Here is a 20,162-nt window from a genome sequence, read left to right on the forward strand (position 1 = left end):
TCGAGCGGCTGACGGAGTGGGCTCAGCGGCTGAAGTAGGCGTTCAGCGTGCCGAAGTCGGCGGCGTCGTCGAGCTCGGTGTACGTGCCGTGCGCGAGCAGTTCGCGCGCGGCCCGCAGGGCGACGGAGTACGCCGCTTGGGCCACCGATGTGCCAACGCTGACCCGGCGAACACCCAGCGCCAGGAACTCGGCAACCTTCGGCGCACCGGGCCCGGCCATCAGGTTGACCGGCAAGGGCGAGCGGCGGACCAGCTCCGCGACCACGTCCAGCTCGACCAGGCCGGGCACGAACAAGCTGTCCGCACCCGCTTCGCCGTACGCCGACGCGTGGGCGAGGACCTCGTCCAGCCGGCCCTCGGGAGCACCGACGCCGAACAGGAACACGTCGGTGCGAGCGTTGATCAGCAACTCCGGCAACCCGGCTTCGACCGCGGCCGACCGGGCCGCGGCCACCCGTGCGACCTGGTCCAGAGTCGGAAACAACGGGCCGCCCGGCGCGACCGAGTCCTCCAGATTGACGCCGACAGCGCCGGCGTCGACGACCGCTGTGATCGTCTTCGCGACGTCGTCGGGGCGGGGGCCGTAGCCGCCCTCGATGTCCGCGGTCACCGGCACGTCCACCGCCGCGACGATCCGGCGTACCTGCTCGACCATCTCGGCCCGGGTCAGCGCCTGACCGTCGGGCCGGCCGAGCGACCAGGCGACCCCTCCGCTGGTGGTCGCGATCGCCGGCGCCCCGGCCTCGGCGATGACGACGGCGCTGGCCGCGTCCCAAGCGTTGGGCAGCACCAGCGGGTCCAGCGCCCGCAAAGCCGATGCCTTGTCCTGCAGCGTCATGCGAAGTCCTTTCGTTCGTTGCCTGCCGCGCCTCCGGCCCCGGCTGCGAGGCGAAGGCACGTCGGGGCTGCTGATCAGTGGCTGACGAGCAGCTCGTGGTCGATCTCGACGAACTCGGCGATCGCCTCGGCCTGCTTGCCGGGTTCGAGCTCGAGGGGGAAGACCTCGGTGAGCACTGGTTGAACCTCCTGGATCGGGGTGACTCCAGCAGCATCGATGCTCCGGACCGCCGCCGTCTGGCCGAATTCGGACAGGTACACGATGTCCGGATCCGGCTGGCCCGGACCCGGTCGATGGCCTATACCTGGCACGTGACGACGTACTCGGCGGTGGTGACGACCGGCATCTACTGCCGGCCCGGGTGCGGGGCCAAGCCGCTGGCCGAGAACGTGCGCACGTTCGAGCTCGCCGCGGCCGCGGAGGCCGCCGGGTTCCGCGCCTGCCTGCGCTGCCGGCCGTACCGGGTCGCGGGGCCGGTGGACGCGAGGGCGCCCGAGCTGGTCTGCCGGGCGGTGCAGCTGATCATCGACGGCGTGCTGGACGACGGCACGGAGGCGGCGCTGGGGGAGCGGCTGGCGATGTCGCCGCGGCACCTGCGGCGGTTGTTCCGCGACCACCTCGGGGTGACGCCCGATCAGCTGGCCCGGTCGCGGCGGGCGCACTTCGCCCGGCGGCTGCTGGACGACTCCGACCTGACCGTCGCCGACGTCGCGTTCGCGTCGGGCTTCGGCAGCCTGCGGCAGTTCAACCGGGAGATGCGCGAGGTGTTCCGGGCGGCTCCGCGCGAGCTGCGCGACCGTCGGCGCCGGGCGGACCGGCTCGCCGCCGACGGCGGGCTGCTGATGCGGCTGCCGTACCAGCCGCCGTACGACTGGGATGCGATGGTCGACCACCTGGCGGCGCGGGCGGTGCCGGGGGTGGAATCGGTGTCCGACCGGGTCTACCGCCGGACGATCGGGCTGGACGGCGGTGCCGGCGTACTGGAGATCGGGCCGGGCGAGGGCGACGTGCTGATGCTGCGCGCGCACCTGCCGTACTGGGAGGGCCTGATCCACGTCGTCGAACGGGCCGCGCGGCTGGTCGGTGTCGCGTCGGAGCCGGCCGACCGGCTGCTGCGCGATCCGCTGCTCGGCCCGCTGGTCGTCGCCCGGCCCGGGCTCCGGGTGCCGGGCGCGTGGGGCGCGCTGGAGATCGCCGTCCAGGCAGTGACCGCCCAGGATCACTCGCTAAAGGAGACGCGCGCCCAGTTGGGCCGGCTGGTGAAGGAGTGCGGTCAGCCGGTCCCTGGTCTGACCGACAGGCTGACCCATCTGTTCCCGTCGGCCGAGGTGCTGGCCTCATCGTCCACAGGCATCGTCCAGTCGCTGGCGGCGGCCGTCGCTGACGGGCGGGTCTCGCTGGAAGGCGGCTCTTCGGAGGTGCTGCTCGCTCAGCTGACCACAGTGCCTGGTCTGATGCCGGACACTGCCGACTGGATCGCCCTGCGGTTAGGGCACCAGGACGTCTTCCCGCGTTCGCTGCACGCCGAAGTGGCCGCGGAGGTCTCCGATCGCTGGCGCCCGCACCGAGCTGTCGCCGCGACCTATCTCACGACGTACTAGCGGTCAGTTGGTGGGGAGGTCCCGGGCTGCCTGCAGGGACGGGGGCGTCGGGTGCGGGGTCCGCGGCGCGCGGTCGCCGGCGGTGCCGGGGCCGTTGGAGTCAGGGGTGACCCACGAGCGGACGAGAGCTCGCCCCTTCCGGCTCATCCGGACCAGGTCGATCTGCTGCACCCGGCTCGCCGGGATGCCGAGCTGCGCCAGGCTGCGGTTCGCCATCGCGGCCGCCTGGTCGTGCTTGCGCGGGCTCAACCGGTGCTGCAGGACGACGGCGACGCGGCCGTCGGGCAGGTCGTCCACCCGGACGAAGCGCATGCCCTTGTCCAGCGCCGCCGAGCCGAGAGCGAGGTCGAGGTAGTCGGAGGTGGACGGTCGCCGGTCGAGCCGGGCGCGGGCGATCACTTCGTACTGGGCCATCTCTCGATCATGCGTTGGCCGGCCGCCGATTTCCAGGAATGTCCGCGGGACGTGCCAAACTCGTCTGTGCGGGGGCCGGGCGAGAAGGAGGCGCAGGGCCGTGCCGGACGCCGGAGTCGGACCGGAGAGCAGTCAGGCGGACGCCTGGTTGCCACCCTGGTGGTTGCTCGTCTTCGCGCCGCTGGGCTGGCTGCTCATCGCCGCCCTGGCGCTCGACCGCCGCGGCCTGCTGATCGCCCTGGTCGTCCTGATCCTGCTCGCCCCGGTCGGCATGCCCGCCCCACCGGTACTGCGCTGGCTCCGTCGCCACCGGCGGTTCGCCGGCGTGCACGCCGGCCCGCTCGCCTTCGCCGCGACCACCGCGTTGACCGACTTCCCGCTCTGGCTCTGCACCGCCGTCGCGCTGGGCGCCCTGCTGCTCACCGTCACCTTGACCACCATGAGCGAACTCGCCGGCCATTGACGGCCGCAGGTCACGCGTACTGCAGCTCCGCGACACTGATCCGGTCGCCGCGGCTGGTGAAGTCGTAGTGCGCGAGCCATCCGGTCGACCCGGCCGGTGCCCACCGGACGAGCAGCTTCTGCCCGTCCGGGCGGCGTTCGACGATGTCCACCACCTGCAGGATGCCGCCGATCACCTCGTTGCGCGCCCAGCTGCGGATCGCGTCGTGCCCGGCGATGGTCCGGGACACGTCGACGATGCGGCCGTCGGGGTGGAACGCGTTCACCAGACCGTCGAGGTCCTTGCGGGCGACGGCATCGACGTACGCCTGGGCAGCAGCCATCACGTCGCTGGGCGGTGTCGCGGGGGTGGTGGTCGCCGGAGCGGAAGCGGTCGATTCGGGGGTTGCCGAGCCGGGGGCTGCTTGATCGGCCGTCGGTGCAGCGTCCTGGCCACAGGCGCTGACGAGGAGCAGCGCCGCCGCCGGCAGGAGTGCGCCGAGCCTGATCATCGGGCGTCCTGCAGCAGTGTCCCGCCGACGGGCTGGATACGAGCCAGCACCTCGTCGATCCGGGCGAGCGTGTCCGGGTGCAGCACGATGTCGGCCGCGGCGAGGTTCTCGACGATGTGCTCCGGCGTCCGGCTGCCGGGGATCGGCACCACCGCCGGGTCCTGGTGCAACAGCCAGGCCAGCGCGAGCTGGCTCCGGGTGATGCCGAGGTCCGCGGCCAGCGCCTGCAGGGCGGCGTACGACGCGTTGTTCGCCGCGAGGCTGCGGGGGTCGAACCGCGGCGCGTTGGTCCGGAAGTCGTCCGCGGCCAACTGCTGCACGGTACCTGTCAGGAAACCCGCTCCCAGGGGACTCCAGGGTACGAGACCGATGCCGAGCTCCCGGGCCACTTCGAGCAGCCCGGGGTCCACTGGCCGCCACATCGACCACTCGGTCTGCACCGCGGCGAGCGGGTGCACGGCGTGCGCCCGGCGGAGTTCGTCCGGCGTCACGTTGCACACGCCGAGCGCCCGGACCTTGCCCTCGGCAACAAGCTCGGCCATCGCGCCGACCGAGTCCTCGATCGGCACCTGCGGATCGGGGAAGTGCAGGTAGTAGAGGTCGATGACGTCGATCCCGAGGTTGCGCAGGCTGTTGCCGGCCTGGTCGCGGACGTACCGCGGCTCCGCGTTCACCGCCAGCTCCTCGAAGGCGTAGCCCACCTTCAGCGGATGCGGCTCGGCGCCGTCGGCGAGCTTCAGGCCGAACTTGGTGGCCACGGTGACCTCGTCACGCCGCCCGCGTACCGCCGTGCCCACCAGCTGCTCGTTGTGGCCGTGGTCGCCGTACGCGTCGCTGGTGTCGATGAAGGTGCCGCCGGCATCGATCGCCGCCGTGAGCGCGGTGACGGCTCGGCGGTCGTCGATCTCGCCGTACATGCCGGGCGACAGCACCATCGCGCCGAAGCCGATCGCCGGCACGTCGAGCTCGCCCAGAACGCGGCGGGGGAGAGTGTTCGTCATACCCCTACCCTGCGGCGACGACGGGGTTCGGGTCCAAGACCTGCTGGTATAACCGTCGGATATGGACGCCCATCTGCGGGAGCTGCGGTACTTCGTCGCGACGGCCGAGGAACTGACCGTCACTGCCGCGGCTGCGCGGTTGTTCGTGTCCCAGCCGGCCCTGTCCAAGCAGCTGCGCGCGCTGGAGCGACGCCTCGGCTTCACCTTGTTCGAACGCCTCCCACGCGGCTTGGCGCTCACCGCGCAGGGCAATTCGCTGCTCCCGGTGGCGCGCACGATGATCGAGGCCTGGGACCGCGCGTACGCCGAGGCGCGGGCGCTGAGCCATCCTGATCAGCTGATCGTCGGCATGCAGACAGCAGTCGGCCGTGATCTGCAGCGCCCGGCCACCCAGCGATTCCGCGACCGGGCTCCCGGTTGGACGGTGTCGCTCCGGCTCGTCGGCTGGCAGGACCCGACGGCCGGCTTGGCCGACGCCACCAGCGACGTCGCCTTCGTCTGGCTTCCGTTGCCGTCCGACGACCTCGCGACCCGGGTGCTGATCCGGGAGAACCGCTGGGTGGTGCTGCCCGCGCAGCACCGACTCGCCGACCGCGCCGAGATCCCTTTCGCCGAGCTGCTCGACGAACCGTTCGTCGCCTTGCCGGCCGCGGCCGGCCCGCTGCGCGACTTCTGGCTCGGCACCGCGGCCCGCGCCGGCCGGCCGGCCCAGATCGCGGCCGAAGCCACGGCCGCCGACGAGGTGCTCGAACTGGTCGGCGCCGGCATCGGCGTCGCCCTCATCGCCGAGGGCAACGCCCGCCTCTACAAACGCCCGGGCCTGGTCTTCCGGCCGGTGCCCGACCTGCCGCCCGCCGAACTCGCCCTGGCCTGGCGGCGCAACGATCCTCGGAAAATCATCCAGGTCTTCGTCGACTCGGTCGGGTCAGTCGGGTCAGTCGAGGCGTTCGGGCCGGTTGGGTCGGTCGAGGCGGTCGAGGCGGTCGAGTCGGTCAAGACGTTCGGCTCGGTCGGGTCGGTCGGGTCGGTCGACTCCGTGGGGTCAGTCGAGTCGGTCGACTTCGTGGGGTCAGTGGGGTCGGTTGGGTCAGTCGGGTCGGTCGGATCGGTCGGGTCGGTCGAGACGTTCGGCTCGGCGGACCCGGCCGGCGGATGAGCAGCGCGTGGAACCTCAGCCTTCGCCGGCCGACCGCTGACCCTGCCTCTCGCCCTCTGCACCTGCGTTTGGTGGGTCAACCCATCGAACGCAGGGTTGGCCCATCGGAATCTGGTGGGCCAACCCTGACGTTGAGGGGTTAACCCACCAGAGTGCGCGTGGTGGGAAGAGGGGGAGACCGGGGCGGTGGTAGGTGGCTGGTGGTCTTGTCCGAGACGGTCAGAACCCGAGCACGCGTTGTGCGTCGGCCAGCACGCTCGGCGAGGCGAGTGAACGCCAGCGGGGCACGAGCTCCTGCAGGTACGGCCGGAGCTTCGGCTCGAGGGCCGGGGCGTGGTCCAGGACGTCCAGCTCGTTGACGATCGTCAGGTCGACGAAGTCGCGCAGCTCGCTCGTGCTCAGCTCCTCGGACGTGCCGGTGAACCGATCCGTGACGGTGTGGTGCTCGGCGAGGTCGCGCCAGGTGGTCTCGCGCTCGCAGGCGCCGTACCGGTACACCAGCTGCTCCGCCTCCGGGCCGACGACCGCTTCCAGCACCGGCCGCTCGTGCTGCCAGTCGAACAGATGCGTCGGGAACCCGTCGGTCCCGTACGCCGCGTGCGCCAGTCCGGCGAGCACCAGCGTGTCGGAAGCTCCCAGCGAACTCAGCCGCTTCGCCACCCGATGCAGGTGCACGTACAGCGTGCCGCCCGCGTGGTCCAACTCGTCCGCGCCCCGAACCAGCAGCAGCGATCCCAGGTCTTCGAAGGTGCTCATCTGACCCCTTCTGTCACGGAGCGGCCAGGTCCCAAAGGTGAACCCAGAGCAAACACGGTACGACGCCCACGGGATCACCGCCCAGGACACGGCGTGCCGACTACGTCACACCCTCAGTTCCACCGGATGCGCGAGACCGTCGGACGACCGCTGACGCGGAGTCCGCTCAGAACCCGACGCCTCCGCGCAGCGGCCGACACCGGTGGGTGGTGCGCATCCAACATCCGGCGCCACGTGCGCAGCCGCACGACCACCCGAGCGCGCTCGCTCGGACAACGGCCCGCCCGGATCCACGGCCCGCCGGATCCACAGCACGCCCGGATCCACAGCACGCCCGGATCCACAGCACGACAGATGTCCGGCACGAAAGTACCCAGCCGCTTGACGCGCAGGGGCGGGTGTATGTGCCCGGCGAACGACCGGCGGAGCACAGCCGGTACTGGACGAGCTGCGGCCGCTCCCGAGCGCGCCAATCTGAGGGCATAACCCTGCAAATGCTCGGTCTACCCGTTGGAATTTCAAGGGAGAACCCACCATCGCCACGGATATCCCTTCATCGCGTTACCGGGCCCCGCGACCGGATCCCCGCGACCGGTGGTTACCGGGCCCCGCGACCGGGCCCCCGCGACCGGTGCAGCGACTGGTGACGATGTGGTCGGCGTACGCCCCGGAATCGAGTGCGTGCCGGAGACGCCGTAGCGGCTCTGAGGTATGTGCCGATGCGCGGGTGGGCCGGGCGTAGAGGCGGCAGGTGGGTACGGCGGTGGTACGTGGCCGGCGGATGGGTGGTTCCGGCGCGCGCGGCGCTTGCGGGGGTACCAGGGCGTGCGTTCGGGCGAACGACCCGAACGCCGCTATTCGAGGGCATAACCCTTCAAATGCTGGGTCTACCTGCTGGAATTTCAAGGGAGAACCCACCACGGCGGGGGATATCCCGCCATCGGGATCTGCGGCGCGTGCGGTCGGTGGGAGCCAATGGGAGCGATTGAGGGGCGGCCGCCGGGGGCGTCTTCTGCGATGACTGGCGCCATCTTCACCGACTGAGGCCGTCTGCCGCGCCACACGTGAGAGAACGCGCCATGCGTGGAAGAACGCGCCACACGTGGAAGAACGCGCCATGCGTGGAAGAGCGCGCCATTCGTCGGAGTGCCTGAGGGCGGGCTTCGGGGACGCGTCAGGCCGGGCCGTTTCGGGGGAAACGGCCCGGCCTGCTCCTCAGTGCGTCCTGGGGGTCGGGCCGGACGCCTCTGGCCCTTGCCCAGGAGCCACGGCCGGATGCGGGGGAAGTCCGCGGCCGGCTGCGGGGAATGGGGAGGTGGCTGTGGCACCGCAGGCGCGCGTCGGGCGCGGCGGCGGATGCCTAGCCGGGAGTGGCTCGTCGGGAGCTCGGTGACGAAGGTGCTGGTCGTCGGGCTCGGCGACGCAGGGACGTGCTGGTCAGTCGTCGAGCTCGGCGAGAGCGCGGCGGGCGGCTTCCAGCTCGGCTTCCAGGGCGGCGACCTTGGCGGCCTGCTGCTCGCGGGCGGCGTCGATGACCTCGTCGATCGGGCCGGACAGGTCCTCGTGCAGCTCCTTGGCGGCGCGGGAGACGGCGGCGGCGGCGACCAGCAGATTCTTCGCGATGTAGCTATTGCCCTGCTTGAGCTCGGCCTTCCACTCGCCGTCGGCGGTGCCGGTGACGGTCAGCGTCAGCTCGAGAGTCTTGGTCTTCTTCGCCGGAGCCTTCTTGGCCGGGGCCTTCTTCGGCTTCTCGGCGACCACCGGAGCGGCGGTCTCGGCCGGCGCTCCGTCGGCCGCGTCGGAGCTCGCCTCGGTGGTCGGGTCGGCGGTGGCCTCAGCGGCGTCCGCGGAGACGGCGTCGGTGGCCGGCGCCGTGGTGTCGGCAGGAGAGTCCGTCACCGCACCGGGAGTGTCGACGGCGTCGGTCTGAGCTTCTACTGCCAAAGTGTCTACAGTCATCGTTGCGGCGATCTCCCTGGGTGACATGTCCCCGCCGAAGCGGGCTGGCGCTGAGAGAACAGTAGAACACATGTTCGATCCCCCGCGCCAATCCCGCTTCCGCGTCAGTCACCCCGCAACGACTTCACCCGAGAGCCTCAGGCGTCGTGCTCCTTGCGGTCACCCGACCAGTCGAGGTGGAAGGCGCCCTCGCGGTCCACCCGGTGGTAGGTGTGCGCGCCGAAGAGGTCCCGCAGCCCCTGGATCAGCGCTGCCGGCAGCCGCTCGGCCCGCAGCCCGTCGTAGTACGAGAGCGCGGCGGAGAAGCCCGGAGCCGGTACGCCGGTCGTGGCGGCCGTCGCGACCACCCGGCGCCAGGCGTCCTGGCCGTTCGCGACGGCGTCCTTGAAGTAGTCGTCGACCAGCAGCGAGCCCAGGTCGGCGTCGCGGTCGTACGCCTCCTTGATCCGGTCCAGGAAGCGGGCCCGGATGATGCAGCCGCCGCGCCAGATCGTCGCCATCGCGCCCAGGTCGATGTTCCAGCCGTACTGCTCGCTGGCCGCGCGGATCGCGTCGAAGCCCTGCGCGTAGGCGACCAGCTTCGACGAGTACAGCGCGTGCCGCACGTCCTCGATGAACGCGTCGCGGTCCACGTCGGCCTTCGCCTCCGTCGGCCCCGGCAGGACGCCGGCCGCGGCCGTGCGCCGGACGACGTCGCCGGACAGCGAACGCGCGAAGACGGCCTCGGCCATCCCGCTCACCGGGATGCCCAGGTCGAGCGCGACCTGCACGGTCCACCGGCCGGTGCCCTTCTGCTCGGCCTGGTCCAGCACGACGTCGACGAACGGCTGACCGGTCGACTCGTCCACCTGGCTGAGCACCTCGGCGGTGATCTCGATCAGGAACGACTCCAAATCGCCGCTGTTCCACTCGCGGAACACCTCGGCGATCTCGGCGGCGCTCAGGCCGAGCACGTTGCGCAGCAGGTCGTAGGACTCCGCGATCAGCTGCATGTCGGCGTACTCGATGCCGTTGTGCAGCATCTTCACGAAGTGGCCGGCGCCGTCCGGGCCGACGTGCACGCAGCACGGCTCGCCGTTGACGTGCGCGGCGATCTTGGTCAGCATCGGCTCGAGCGCCGCGTAGGACTCGGGTGAGCCGCCGGGCATGATGCTCGGCCCGTTCAGCGCGCCCTCCTCGCCGCCGGAGACGCCGGCGCCGACGAAGTGCAGGCCCTTCTCCTTCAGCGCGTCCTCGCGGCGCCGGGTGTCGGCGAAGTGCGCGTTGCCGGCGTCGACGACGATGTCGCCCTCGTCCAGCAGCGGCACCAGCTCGTCGATCACCGCGTCGGTGGGCTCGCCGGCCTTGACCATCACGATGATCTTGCGCGGCTGCTCCAGGGATGCGACCAGCGCGGGCAGATCGGCGGCGGGCACGAACTCCCCTTCGTGGCCGAACTCCTCGATCAGGGCGTCGGTGCGGCCCTGGGACCGGTTGTGGACGGCGACGCGGAAACCGTTGCGCGCCAGGTTCCGGGCCAGGTTGCGGCCCATCACGGCGAGGCCGGTGACGGCGATCTGGGCTGGAGCAGAACTCATGAATCTCTCCTGCGAACGAGTACTGGAAGGGACCTGCGGAACCCAGTCTGTCGCCCGTGGCAACCGTCTGGTCCAGAGCGTGTCAACGGGTGGACGCACGATTCGATTCCGCTCCGGCGAGAACTGCGCACGCCCGCGCGAATTACCAGCCACCGCGCACGAAGTAAACGGCAGTGAGCTCTTCTCAAGCACCGAGCACGGGTGGTAGACATCTGAGAAATCGATTTCCCAGTCTGCCGGAAGGTCCGCCCATGACCAGCTCCCTGCGACGAACCGCCGTGGTCGCCCTCGCGGTGCTCACCCTGCCAGCCCTGTCCCTCCCGGCCGCCGGAGCGCCGTCAGCCGCGCCGAAGTCAGCCGCCCTGCAGTCAGCCGCCGCGGCGTCAGCCGGTACTACGTCCGCCCGTACGCCGTCCGTCGACACCTCCGCCGCGACGCGCGGCGCCAACGGCCCGGTCGGCTGGGAGGTCTACCGCCGGCTCGACCGTTTGCCCGAGCTGCAGACCGGCGTCCGGACCAAGCAGTTCTCCAGCTTCGGCCGCGACGGCACCAACAACGACGGCTTCGACGGCAAGTACGCCTGCCTGCGCACCGGCGCCACGGGCTGCGTGATCGCGGAGGACGCCGGTCCTGGTGAGATCGGCACCATCTGGTTCACCCGGGACGGCGGTGACGTGCGCGGGACCGGCAAGATCACCGTCGAGCTGGACGGCCGCAAGGTGATCGACGCGCGCCTGCAGGACGTGGTGGACGGCAAGCTCGGCGCGCCGTTCGTCTTCCCGCTTGTCGCGAACGCGCTGGAGACCAGCGGCGGCGTCTACATCCGGGTGCCGATGCCGTACCGCGAGTCGATGCGGGTGACCGTGCAGAGCAACCCGTACTTCCACCACGTCGGCTACCGGGAGTTCCCGGACGCGCACGGGGTCGCCACCTTCGACCCGGCCGACAAGGCCGAGGACGTCGTCGCGCTGCTCAAGGCGGCCGGCACCAAGGACCCGAAGCCGGCGCAGCGGGGCGCCCGGACGACGGGCAAGGCGGTCGACCTGGCCCCGGGCGCGCAGGTGAAGCTGGCCGAGGTCACCGGTCCGGGCGAGATCAGCGCGCTGCGGATGAAGTTCCCCGGAATCGAGGGCCTGAGCCTGGAGAGTGTCTCGGACGACGGCCGGGCGCACACCGGGACCAGCCAGTTCACCGTGCAGGTCGACCCGGCCAACACCGGTGTGAGGCTGATCCGCCGGATGGACCTCAAGATCGGCAACCAGCGGGCGAAGGTCTTCGTCGACGGCGTCGAGGCGGGCGAGTGGGCGCCGCTGAAGGCGGACGGCGCGCAGTGGCACGACCAGGTGCTGGAGTTGCCGGCCTCGCTGACCGCCGGCAAGTCGCAGCTGCAGATCCGCAACCAGTTCGTCTCCTCGGACCTGGACTTCAACGAGTTCACCTACTGGGCCGACTCGATCGTCGGCGGAACCGTCAAGCGCACCGACACCTTCGACCTCGGCCCGGACCACCCCGCCGAGGAGCAGGCGCACGGCTACACGATCACCCGGCAGAACTGGAGCGGCCGCAACTCGATGCCGTACGCCGCGACGCCGGAGGACGTCGAGCGGGTCAAGCCGTCCGACGCGCTGCTGGCTGGAGTCCGGGTTCAGGTCACCGTCGACGGCAAGGTGCGGGTGGACGCGCCGATCGGCGAGTTCTTCGGTTCCGGCCTCGGCGAGAACCCGGTCCGCAGCCTGTACTTCGCGATGGACCCGGACGGCTGGTACTCCGCCTGGTGGCCGATGCCGTACCTCGCCAAGGCCACCGTCTCGCTGGTCAACAACTCGCAGTACCGGCTGACCGGTCAGGGTGAGGTCACCTCGGCCCGGGACGCCGGTGCGGCCGTCGATCTGGTCACTGGACGCAGCGGCTACTTCACCGCGATCTCGCACCGCGGTGAGCCGGTGATGGGCAAGGACTGGATGATCGCGGAGACCACTGGACGCGGCAAGTTCGTCGGCGTCTCGCAGACGATGGAAGGTCTGCAGCCCGACGGCAACACCCGGGGCTACCTGGAGGGCGACGAGCGGGTGTACGTCGACGGAGAGCGCACGCCGGCGATCCATGGCACCGGTACGGAGGACTACTACGAGTCCGGCTGGTACTTCAACCAGGGCACCTACTCCACCCCGTTCCACGGCAACTCCGGCCACGAGGTCCGCCTGGGGAACTGCATCGTCGAGTGCGACAGTGCCTGGCGACTGCACATCACCGATGCGATCGACTACCAGAACCAGCTCACCTTCAGCATCGAGCACGGCCAGCAGAACGACCACCCGGCCGTCTACGGCTCCACCGCATACCTGTACACCGCTGCGCGCTTCGGGGCGCGGGAGACCGACCGGGTCGACACTGGCTCCGCGGCGAGCCGGGCCGCCCACCGCTACACCGACAGCGGCACCCAGAGCGACCTGACGTCGGTGTACGAGGGAGACCACGACGACATCGCGCTGACCGACCAGGTGCGGACCGGGACGGCTCCGATCCGCTTCGACGTGAAGGTCGACCCGATCAACAAGGGCGTCACGCTGCGGCGTACCAGTGACCAGAAGGATGCGTGGCAGTCCGCCGAGGTCGTTGTCAACGGCAAGAAGGCGGGGACCTGGCTGCAGCCGCTCGGCAACGAGCAGCAGCGGTGGCTGGACGACAACTTCCAGCTGCCGGTGTCGCTCACCTTCGGCCGGACGAAACTGACGGTCGAGCTCCGACCGACCAGCGGCGCACCGGCGTGGACCGCGGCGGCGTACACGGTGCAGTCGCTCGTCCTGCCGTACTCCGACGTCCGGGCGCCGGCTGCTGTCCAGGGACTCACTGCGACCGGGCGCAGTGACAACGCGATCGCGCTCAGCTGGTCCGAGGCGTCGGACGACAGTGGTGTCGCGCGGTACGAGATCTACGGCACCAAGACCGGCGGCGCGGAGCAACTGGTCGGCAGCAGCACGGTTCCGGGCTTCCTGCACAAGGGGCTGGGGCTGAAGGAGACCTGGTCGTACCGCGTGGTCGCCGTGGACCTGGCTGGGCACAAGAGCGCCAAGTCGGTCGCTGCCCGGGCAACCACCGGCGGCACGCTGCGGATCGAGGCCGAGTCGCTGCTGCCGGCGGTGGCGGCGACGGTCCCGGCCGATCCGCAGGGCAACTGCTGCGGGGTCAACTGGTCCGGCGGCAGGCAGCTGTGGATCCACGGAACGAAGGCCGGGGACAAGGTCGTGCTGGAGTTCACCGTGCCGACGGCGGGCACGTACAAGCTGGCGACGGTGTTGACCAAGGCAGCCGACTACGGGATCGCGGCTGTCGCGGTCGACGGGGCCGCACCGGTGTCCTTCGACGGCTACCAGGCCGCGGGCGTAGGCACCGCACGGGTCGACCTGGGCACCGCGACGCTTGCCGCGGGCAAGCATCAGCTGTCGGTCACGCTGACCGGGAAGAACCCGGCGGCGACCAACTACCTGGCCGGCGTGGACCTGCTGGACCTGGAGCTGAGCTGATGATCGGGCGCAAGATGCTCGCGGCGCTGGTAGGAGCTGCCGTTCTCAGCGCGGCGGCTCTGCCCGCGTCGGCCGGGAACGACCAGGTGAAGAGTGTGCCGTTCGTCGAGGTCGACAAGGTGGTGGCCGCGGGCCAGTTCACCAAGGTCTACGACCCGAGCGTCGGCGAGACCGAGCAGTGGTACTACAACGACCACACGCTGGTGCAGGACCGCAAGACCGGCACCTGGCACGTCTACGCGATCACCCACGCCGAGCCGGCCAACCCGCTGGACGAGAAGAGCTTCGGCCACGCGACCGCGCCCACTCCGAACGGGCCGTGGACGAAGCAGCCGCCTGCGCTGGTCGCGGATCCGGCCGCGGGGGAGAGCCACATCTGGGCGCCGTACGTGCTGTACGACGCCGGTACCTACTACATGTTCTACGCGGGTGGCACGGCCGACCACACGGCGTACCGGATGCACCTGGCGACCTCGACGGACCTGGTGCACTGGTCGCGGGACCCGGCGAATCCGCTGTTCACCGACGGCTTCGACGGCCGGGACCCGATGGTGCACCGGGTCGGCGACCAGTGGGTCATGTACTACACCGCGAACTCCACCCCGGCCGGCGGCAACCACATCGTCGCCTACCGGACGAGCACCGACCTGCGGACCTGGAGCGAGCGGCGTACGGCGTTCCAGCACCCGCAGACGGGAACCTTCGGCGGGCCGACCGAGTCGCCGTTCGTGGTGCAGCGCGGATCGGACTGGTACCTGTTCGTCTGCTGCGACGGCGGCTACGAGGTGACCAAGGTCTACCAGAGCAAGGATCCGCTCAGCTTCACCGTCGACCAGCTGGCCGGGACGATCCCCGCGCACGCGGCCGAGGTGGTGCAGGACGGCGGCAACTGGTGGGTCACCGGGGCCGGGTGGGGCAAGGGCGGCCTGTACGTCGCTCCGCTCGACTTCGACGCGATCCAGGTGACGAAGGGGCGGGTGGTCAGTACCAGGTACTACCGGGCCACCCTCCAGCACGCACCGAGGACGGCGCTGACCAAGCTGGAGGTCGACCCCAGCGGGCGCGGGCGCTATCAGCCGGCCCTGGACTCGTCGTCGCGGTCCACGGCGCCCTATCTCGCGGTAGGGAACTTCGGCGCCACGGACACGGCCGGGCCGGCGGCGCGGGTCGAGTCCCGGCGGGACCGGCTGCGGCTGCAGGGGATCAGGTTCAACGACGAGCCGGTGACGGCGGACTGGTCGTTCACCTTCGGGACCAGGACGTTCGACTCGCGGTTGCGGTGGAACGTGCACCGGACGACGACCGCGCCGGTCTGGGAGGTCGCCCTCAACGTGGACTCGGCGCTGCCCGACCAGGGTGATCCGGGTGGGTTCGGGCGGTCCGGCGACGTCGCCGGACTGCCGGCTTGGTCGATGGCGACCGGGCCGGGGTTGAGCGTGGTGACGGCGTACCGGGCCGGGTCGGCGTGGTCGGCGGACAACCACTGGTACGACGCGTCGAACGGGGCCGTCGCGTGGCAACCGCTGTGGCAGCCGGGCGGGCGTGCACTCCCGCCGGGCAGCTACGAGGGCGGCACCTACCGCTTCGGCTTCTCCGCCACCGAGCGCGACACCGCCTTCGCCGAGGAGCTGGCCGCCGGGCTCAACTGAGAACCGAATCCGCAGCACTCACCAACCTTCCGTACACCGGGCGACACGCCGACTGCGCCGGCGCGTCGCCCGGTTGGTGAGTGCTGCAGGTGTGCCCGTGCGTCCGGAGGTGGTGTGCGGTGCGGCTGGCGCTAGTGTCGGAGGGTGACCTCGTTGACGTTGGAACCCCGTCGGACCGCGCTCGTCCTGATCGATCTGATGCCGCGGATCATCGCGCTGGAGACCGCGCCGCTGAGCGGGGCGGACGTGCTGGAGCGGTGCATCGCGCTGGCCCAGGCGACCCGCTCGGTCGGCGGACTGGTCGTGCACGTGCGGGTCGAGCGCCCGGGCGTCGGCATCCAGCCCGAGGGCAGTGAGCTGGCGCCCGAGCTGGACCCGCAGCCCGGCGATCTGGAGATCGTCAAGCGCAGCGTCGGCGCCTTTCCCGGGACCGGCCTGGACGAGGCGCTGCGCAGCCGCGACATCGACACGATCGCGCTCGGCGGCATCGCCACCAACTTCGGCGTCGAGTCCACCGGCCGCGCCGCGGACGACCACGGCTACCGCACGATCTACCTGTCCGACGCGATGACCGGCCTGGACCGGGCTGCGCACGACTTCGCGATCTCCTACGTCTTCCCGCGCTTCGGCACCGTCACCACCGGCGCCGAGTACGTCGCCGCGCTCAGCCCGCAGCGGGACTGACGCTCGGTACCGGCTCGGCGTGCCCCGCCGGTGGACCGCGAACCGTCGTACGGTTCCGGTGTGGGAACGGCATGGATCGCGATCGTCGGCACGGTCATCGGCGCCGCCACGTCGTTCTTCTTCCAGCGGCCGACGCTCGACGAGCGGGGCGAAACGGTGCGCCACCGGCTCGACGAGTTCCTGGCGGCGGCGTCCGCGCAGGCCCTCGGGCACGCCCCGCAGCGACGAAGGCGCGTTCGGGACATCTAGGGCGTGTTGATCAATTCCCTGCGTGCTGCGCGGCACCCGGCACGGCACCTCGCCGCACTGGAGCAAAGGCCACGATGGAAAAACATCGAGGCCTTCACTCCAGCACGCCGAGCCACCGCACCGAGCACCTGCTCGCGACTGCAGGGAATCGATCAACACGGCCCTTGGCACCGTCCGCGGCCGCACACGCCGTGGCCGAAGTGTCCGACGAAGGTTGCGCCGTGCACTCAGCCCGTTCGGACGTAAGAACACTAAGACGTGGCGAACAGGCCCGCGTGCTCGGCGACCCACTCCTGCAGGGTCCCGGCCGGACGGCCGGTGAGCCGCTCGACGGTGTCGGTGACCGTCGTTTCGTCGACGATGCCGTCGCCGAAGAAGCCGTCGATCGCGGTTGCGTACGGCTCCGGCATCGCGGCGAGCAGCTCCGCCCGGGACTGCTCACGGGACAGCTCCACCGCCCGCAACGGCCGGCCGAGCGCCTCGGCGAGAATCGCGACCTGCTCCGCCGGCCGCACCGCGACCGGCCCGGTCAGCCGGTACGCCGTACCCGCGTGCCCGTCCTCGGTCAGCGCCCGGACGGCGACGTCGGCGATGTCGCCCGGGTGGATCGTCGAGACCGCCACCTCCGGGTACTGCACCCGGACCTCGTCGCCCGCGCGCAGCTGGTCGCGCCAGCGCAGGGTGTTCGACATGAAGGTGTTCGGCCGCAGAAAGGTCCAGTCCAGCCCGGACGCGCGGACCGCGTTCTCGGTCGCCAGGTGGTACGCCGCGATGGCGTTGTCCGTGTCGGTGCCGACCACCGAGCTGCTCGACAGCAGCACGATCCGGCCGACCCCGGCGGCCTTCGCGCCGGCGAGCAGCTCCTCGGTGCCGGCGTACCCGCTGAGCAGGAAGATGCCGCTGACACCCTCGAGCCCGGACAGGAACGTGGCCGGCTGGTTCAGGTCGCCGGGCAGCAGCTCGATTCCCTCGGGCAGCTCGCGCTCACTGCGGAGCAGCGCCTTGCCCGGGATCCCGCGCTCCGCCAGCTTGCGCACCACGGCACCGCCGGCGTTGCCCGAGGCGCCGGTCACCAGAAATGTCATCTGTACCTCCTCGAAGTCGGCCTCACTCTGTCACCGCGCAGGGTCGAGCAGCCCCAGCCGCGCCGCGGCGCCGGTGGCAGCTCGGATCTCGGTCGCGGGGTCGTGCTCGTGGTAGATGCGCTCGTCCGGCTCGACGTTGTCGAGGAAGCGCTGGTAGGTGATCGCACCGAGCAGGTGGGTCAGCACGGCGATCGGCGGCAGCGCGCGCTCCGGGGAGCTGCCCGGCAGGTGCTGCTTCCACGCGGCGGTCCAGGTGGCGCGGGCGAGTTCCTGCTTGGTCTCGGGCAGGTAGTTGCAGAGCCGGTCGACGTCCGTGGCGGGATGACCGAGATAGCTGTCGGCCCAGTCGACGATCCGGCGGGTGGTGCCGTCCGAACGCCAGTTCCCGGGATGGAAGTCACCGTGCACGAGCGTGATCGGCAGCCCGGCCGCCTCCAGCGCAGCAAGCAGGCCGGGCAGTGCGTCCACCAGTCGTCTGGCGCGGTCCAGGTCGGCCGCGGGCAGCTGGCGGCGTACGTCGCCGTCCAGGACGGCAGTGATCTCCCCGGCGACGTCCTGCGGCAGCAACCGCGGCGTTCCCAGCTGGTCCGCGTCCGCCGCGAGCGACGCCTGGACGGCGACCCACCGGCTGACGACGTCGCGCAGGGTCTCGGGATCCGGCTCCCAGCAGTCGATGCCGGGAGCATGCTGGAGCAGGGACCACCGGTTCGCCAGGTCGACCCCCAGTACGCCGGGAGCGAGCGTCGCGTCGTACTGGTGGACGTGCTGGATGACATCGGCGTCGACGCCGAGGAAGCGGCTGGTGGCCTTCGCCCAGGCGCCGCCGTCGGGCGTGGAGAAGCGGAGCAGGCAGGACAGGTTCCACGTCTTCACCTGGGTGGGTTCGGCCGGTCCGATGATGCTCTGCGCCCAGGTGGCCAGGCGGTGCGGGCCGTCGACCTCGGCCCAGGTCGCCCGGAGCGGATGCGGCGTGACGATGTCCGGCCACTCGGGCAGCGGTGTCGGGTCGAGCACGCCCGGACGCGGGTCCGCGGCGGCCTGGACGTGGTAGACCACGCGACCGCCGTGGCCGCGCTCCGCCTCGTCGGCGTGCACCAGCCGCAGCACGACCGTCGGTACGCCGAGCAGCCGGTCGAGGTACGCGGTGGTCGCCTCGATCTCCGACCACCACGGCCGGTCCGCCACGAACGCCGGCGCCCGGCCGACGTACCGGTCGCCGACGCTGACCAGCGCCTCCACCGTCTTGCTGTCCATCCCGGTCCTTCCGTCGACGTGCTGTCCCGATGGTCGGGCAATCCGCGTCGCCGCGCGCGCGAATTTCGGCGCTCAGGCCCGGCGGACGCGGTGCCAGGTGCGTTTGCCGGACCGGACGACCGTGCCGCCGGCCGGCTCGACGCGGGCCTCGGCGTCCGTCAGCTTGACGCCGCCGACGCTGACCGCGCCCTGCCGGAGCAGCCGCCTCAACTCCGACCTGCTGTCGCGTGGGCGCAGCGCCTCCAGCAGTTCGAGCGCGGTCAGCGGCGCGGGGCCGATCACCACCTCCGGCATGTCGTCCGGCTGCGCCCGGTCCGAGAACACCCGGTGGAACGCCTCCAGCTCGGCCTTCGCCGCGCCGGCACCGTGGTACCGGGTGACCACCGCGGCAGCGAGCTTCAGCTTCGCGTCCCGGGCGGCCGGACCGCCGACGGCCGCCGAACTGCCGAGCGCGGCGACGGTGCCTAGCGGGAGCTCGGTGTAGACCCGGGCGTAGGTCTCGACCAGCTCGTCGGGCAGGCTCATGAGCTTGCCGAACTTGTCCCGCGGCGAGTCGGTCAGCGCGATGTAGTTGTTCAGCGACTTCGACTGCTTCGGCCCGCCGTCGAGGCCCGGCGTGATCGTGCTGGTGATCACCACCTGCGGCTCCGCGCCGAGGCGCTGCTGGAAGTGCCGCCCGAGCTGCTCGTTGAACAGCTGGTCCGACCCGACGACGGTGAGGTCGCTGCGCATCGCGAAGCTGTCGTAGCCCTGCAGCACCGGGTACGACAGCTCGTGCAGCGCGATCTCGCGGCCGGCCGCGACCCGGGCCCGGAACATGTCGCGGGCCATCAGCTGTGCCTGGGTCACGTGCGCGAACAGCCCGAGCAGCGTGGCGACGTCCATCGCGCCGTACCACTCGGAGTTGCGGCGTACCTCGAAGACGTCCGGGTCGGTGCGCAGGACCAGTGAGACCTGCTCGAGAAACGCCGCGGCGTTCAGCTCGATCTGCTCCGGCGACAGCGCCGGGCGGGTTTCGCTGCGGCCGGTCGGGTCACCGATCCGGGTGGTCAGGTCACCGAGCAGGAACACCACCCGGTGGCCGAGGTCCTGCAGGGCGCGCATCATCCACAGGTTCACCGCGTGGCCGAGATGCAGCTCTGGCGCGGTGCAGTCCACGCCGTACTTGATCCGCAGCGGCCGGCCGGACGCCAGCCGGGTGCGCAGGTCGGCCTCGCCGACGACGGTGTCGGTGGTGCGCCGCAACCGGTCGATCACGGCCTGGGCGTCGGTCATCAGGGGGTCCTCTCGGGACGGAACGGCGAGAGGCCACGCAGCAGAGCCTCCCGGCAACGGAAAGAGGCAGGAACCCGGATGGTTCCTGCCTCGGAGGCTCTGGATCGGACGCGACAGTGGGGACTACGAAGTGCCGGCTCCTCCCAGAGCCGGTCGATACGCCACCCACTGCGTCGTCACGAGCCAA

18 protein-coding genes are annotated in these 20,162 nt (G+C 71.1%); 7 read left to right on the plus strand and 11 right to left on the minus strand.

Features of this window, described 5'->3' with window-relative positions:
- Positions 1-22: 22 nt before the first annotated feature.
- Both KFLA_RS09240 and KFLA_RS09245 read right to left on the minus strand, forming a co-directional pair.
- Positions 23-838: an isocitrate lyase/PEP mutase family protein gene (locus KFLA_RS09240; RefSeq protein WP_012919519.1), complete on the minus strand. Its 816-nt coding sequence runs from the start codon at positions 836-838 to the stop codon at positions 23-25.
- A gap of 74 nt (positions 839-912) precedes the next feature.
- Complete coding sequence (locus KFLA_RS09245; RefSeq protein ID WP_041289222.1) at positions 913-1,098, minus strand: hypothetical protein; 186 nt, start codon at positions 1,096-1,098, stop codon at positions 913-915.
- Between the two features lie 51 nt (positions 1,099-1,149).
- Between KFLA_RS09245 and KFLA_RS09250 the strand changes: the two genes are divergently transcribed.
- Positions 1,150-2,439: a DNA-3-methyladenine glycosylase 2 family protein gene (locus KFLA_RS09250; RefSeq protein ID WP_148256587.1), complete on the plus strand. Its 1,290-nt coding sequence runs from the start codon at positions 1,150-1,152 to the stop codon at positions 2,437-2,439.
- A gap of 3 nt (positions 2,440-2,442) precedes the next feature.
- Here KFLA_RS09250 and KFLA_RS09255 read toward each other — a convergent pair whose 3' ends face one another.
- Entirely contained in the window at positions 2,443-2,853 is a 411-nt protein-coding gene (locus KFLA_RS09255; RefSeq protein ID WP_012919522.1) for a hypothetical protein, read from the minus strand.
- Between the two features lie 100 nt (positions 2,854-2,953).
- Here KFLA_RS09255 and KFLA_RS09260 point away from each other — a divergent pair, with 100 nt between their 5' ends.
- Positions 2,954-3,316 carry a hypothetical protein gene (locus tag KFLA_RS09260; RefSeq protein ID WP_012919523.1) on the plus strand — a complete coding sequence of 121 codons (363 nt, stop codon included), beginning with the start codon at positions 2,954-2,956 and terminating at the stop codon, positions 3,314-3,316.
- 10 nt (positions 3,317-3,326) lie between these two features.
- Here the strand turns inward: KFLA_RS09260 and KFLA_RS09265 are convergent, their stop codons facing one another.
- Both KFLA_RS09265 and KFLA_RS09270 read right to left on the minus strand, forming a co-directional pair.
- A complete protein-coding gene (locus KFLA_RS09265) occupies positions 3,327-3,806 on the minus strand; it encodes a nuclear transport factor 2 family protein (RefSeq protein WP_012919524.1) in 480 nt (159 codons plus the stop codon).
- Positions 3,803-4,807 carry an aldo/keto reductase gene (locus tag KFLA_RS09270; RefSeq protein ID WP_012919525.1) on the minus strand — a complete coding sequence of 335 codons (1,005 nt, stop codon included), beginning with the start codon at positions 4,805-4,807 and terminating at the stop codon, positions 3,803-3,805. The genes KFLA_RS09265 and KFLA_RS09270 overlap by 4 nt, the downstream gene beginning before the upstream one ends.
- Before the next feature lie 61 nt (positions 4,808-4,868).
- Between KFLA_RS09270 and KFLA_RS09275 the strand changes: the two genes are divergently transcribed.
- A complete protein-coding gene (locus KFLA_RS09275) occupies positions 4,869-5,963 on the plus strand; it encodes a LysR family transcriptional regulator (protein WP_012919526.1) in 1,095 nt (364 codons plus the stop codon).
- Between the two features lie 219 nt (positions 5,964-6,182).
- Here the strand turns inward: KFLA_RS09275 and KFLA_RS09280 are convergent, their stop codons facing one another.
- From KFLA_RS09280 to gndA, 3 genes are all read right to left on the minus strand, one after another.
- Positions 6,183-6,719, minus strand: a complete 537-nt coding sequence (locus KFLA_RS09280) for a DUF6817 domain-containing protein (RefSeq protein ID WP_012919527.1) — start codon at positions 6,717-6,719, stop codon at positions 6,183-6,185.
- Between the two features lie 1,437 nt (positions 6,720-8,156).
- Positions 8,157-8,678: a DUF6319 family protein gene (locus KFLA_RS09285; RefSeq protein ID WP_041289223.1), complete on the minus strand. Its 522-nt coding sequence runs from the start codon at positions 8,676-8,678 to the stop codon at positions 8,157-8,159.
- Positions 8,679-8,815: 137 nt separating this feature from the next.
- Positions 8,816-10,255, minus strand: a complete 1,440-nt coding sequence (gene gndA / locus KFLA_RS09290) for an NADP-dependent phosphogluconate dehydrogenase (RefSeq protein ID WP_012919529.1) — start codon at positions 10,253-10,255, stop codon at positions 8,816-8,818.
- 251 nt (positions 10,256-10,506) lie between these two features.
- On the opposite strand from gndA, the gene KFLA_RS09295 reads away from it, so the two are divergent.
- The 4 genes from KFLA_RS09295 to KFLA_RS09310 all read left to right on the plus strand — a co-directional run bounded on the left by KFLA_RS09295 (position 10,507) and on the right by KFLA_RS09310 (position 16,361).
- Positions 10,507-13,779, plus strand: a complete 3,273-nt coding sequence (locus KFLA_RS09295; RefSeq protein WP_012919530.1) for a DUF2961 domain-containing protein — start codon at positions 10,507-10,509, stop codon at positions 13,777-13,779.
- Positions 13,779-15,428 carry a family 43 glycosylhydrolase gene (locus KFLA_RS36200; RefSeq protein WP_012919531.1) on the plus strand — a complete coding sequence of 550 codons (1,650 nt, stop codon included), beginning with the start codon at positions 13,779-13,781 and terminating at the stop codon, positions 15,426-15,428. The genes KFLA_RS09295 and KFLA_RS36200 overlap by 1 nt, the downstream gene beginning before the upstream one ends.
- 144 nt (positions 15,429-15,572) lie before the next feature.
- Positions 15,573-16,112, plus strand: a complete 540-nt coding sequence (locus KFLA_RS09305; protein WP_420167158.1) for an isochorismatase family protein — start codon at positions 15,573-15,575, stop codon at positions 16,110-16,112.
- A 60-nt stretch (positions 16,113-16,172) separates the two neighbouring features.
- Positions 16,173-16,361 (plus strand): hypothetical protein, encoded by a 189-nt coding sequence (locus KFLA_RS09310; RefSeq protein ID WP_148256588.1) that lies wholly within the window; start codon positions 16,173-16,175, stop codon positions 16,359-16,361.
- A 251-nt stretch (positions 16,362-16,612) separates the two neighbouring features.
- Here KFLA_RS09310 and KFLA_RS09315 read toward each other — a convergent pair whose 3' ends face one another.
- The 3 genes from KFLA_RS09315 to tyrS all read right to left on the minus strand — a co-directional run bounded on the left by KFLA_RS09315 (position 16,613) and on the right by tyrS (position 19,975).
- Complete coding sequence (locus KFLA_RS09315; RefSeq protein ID WP_012919534.1) at positions 16,613-17,446, minus strand: NAD(P)H-binding protein; 834 nt, start codon at positions 17,444-17,446, stop codon at positions 16,613-16,615.
- A gap of 30 nt (positions 17,447-17,476) precedes the next feature.
- Entirely contained in the window at positions 17,477-18,700 is a 1,224-nt protein-coding gene (locus KFLA_RS09320) for an aminoglycoside phosphotransferase family protein (protein ID WP_012919535.1), read from the minus strand.
- A 72-nt stretch (positions 18,701-18,772) separates the two neighbouring features.
- Positions 18,773-19,975, minus strand: coding sequence for a tyrosine--tRNA ligase (gene tyrS / locus KFLA_RS09325; protein ID WP_012919536.1), 1,203 nt, complete (start codon positions 19,973-19,975; stop codon positions 18,773-18,775).
- Positions 19,976-20,162: the final 187 nt, after the last annotated feature.

This window comes from Kribbella flavida DSM 17836, from assembly GCF_000024345.1.
Classification (GTDB): domain Bacteria; phylum Actinomycetota; class Actinomycetes; order Propionibacteriales; family Kribbellaceae; genus Kribbella; species Kribbella flavida.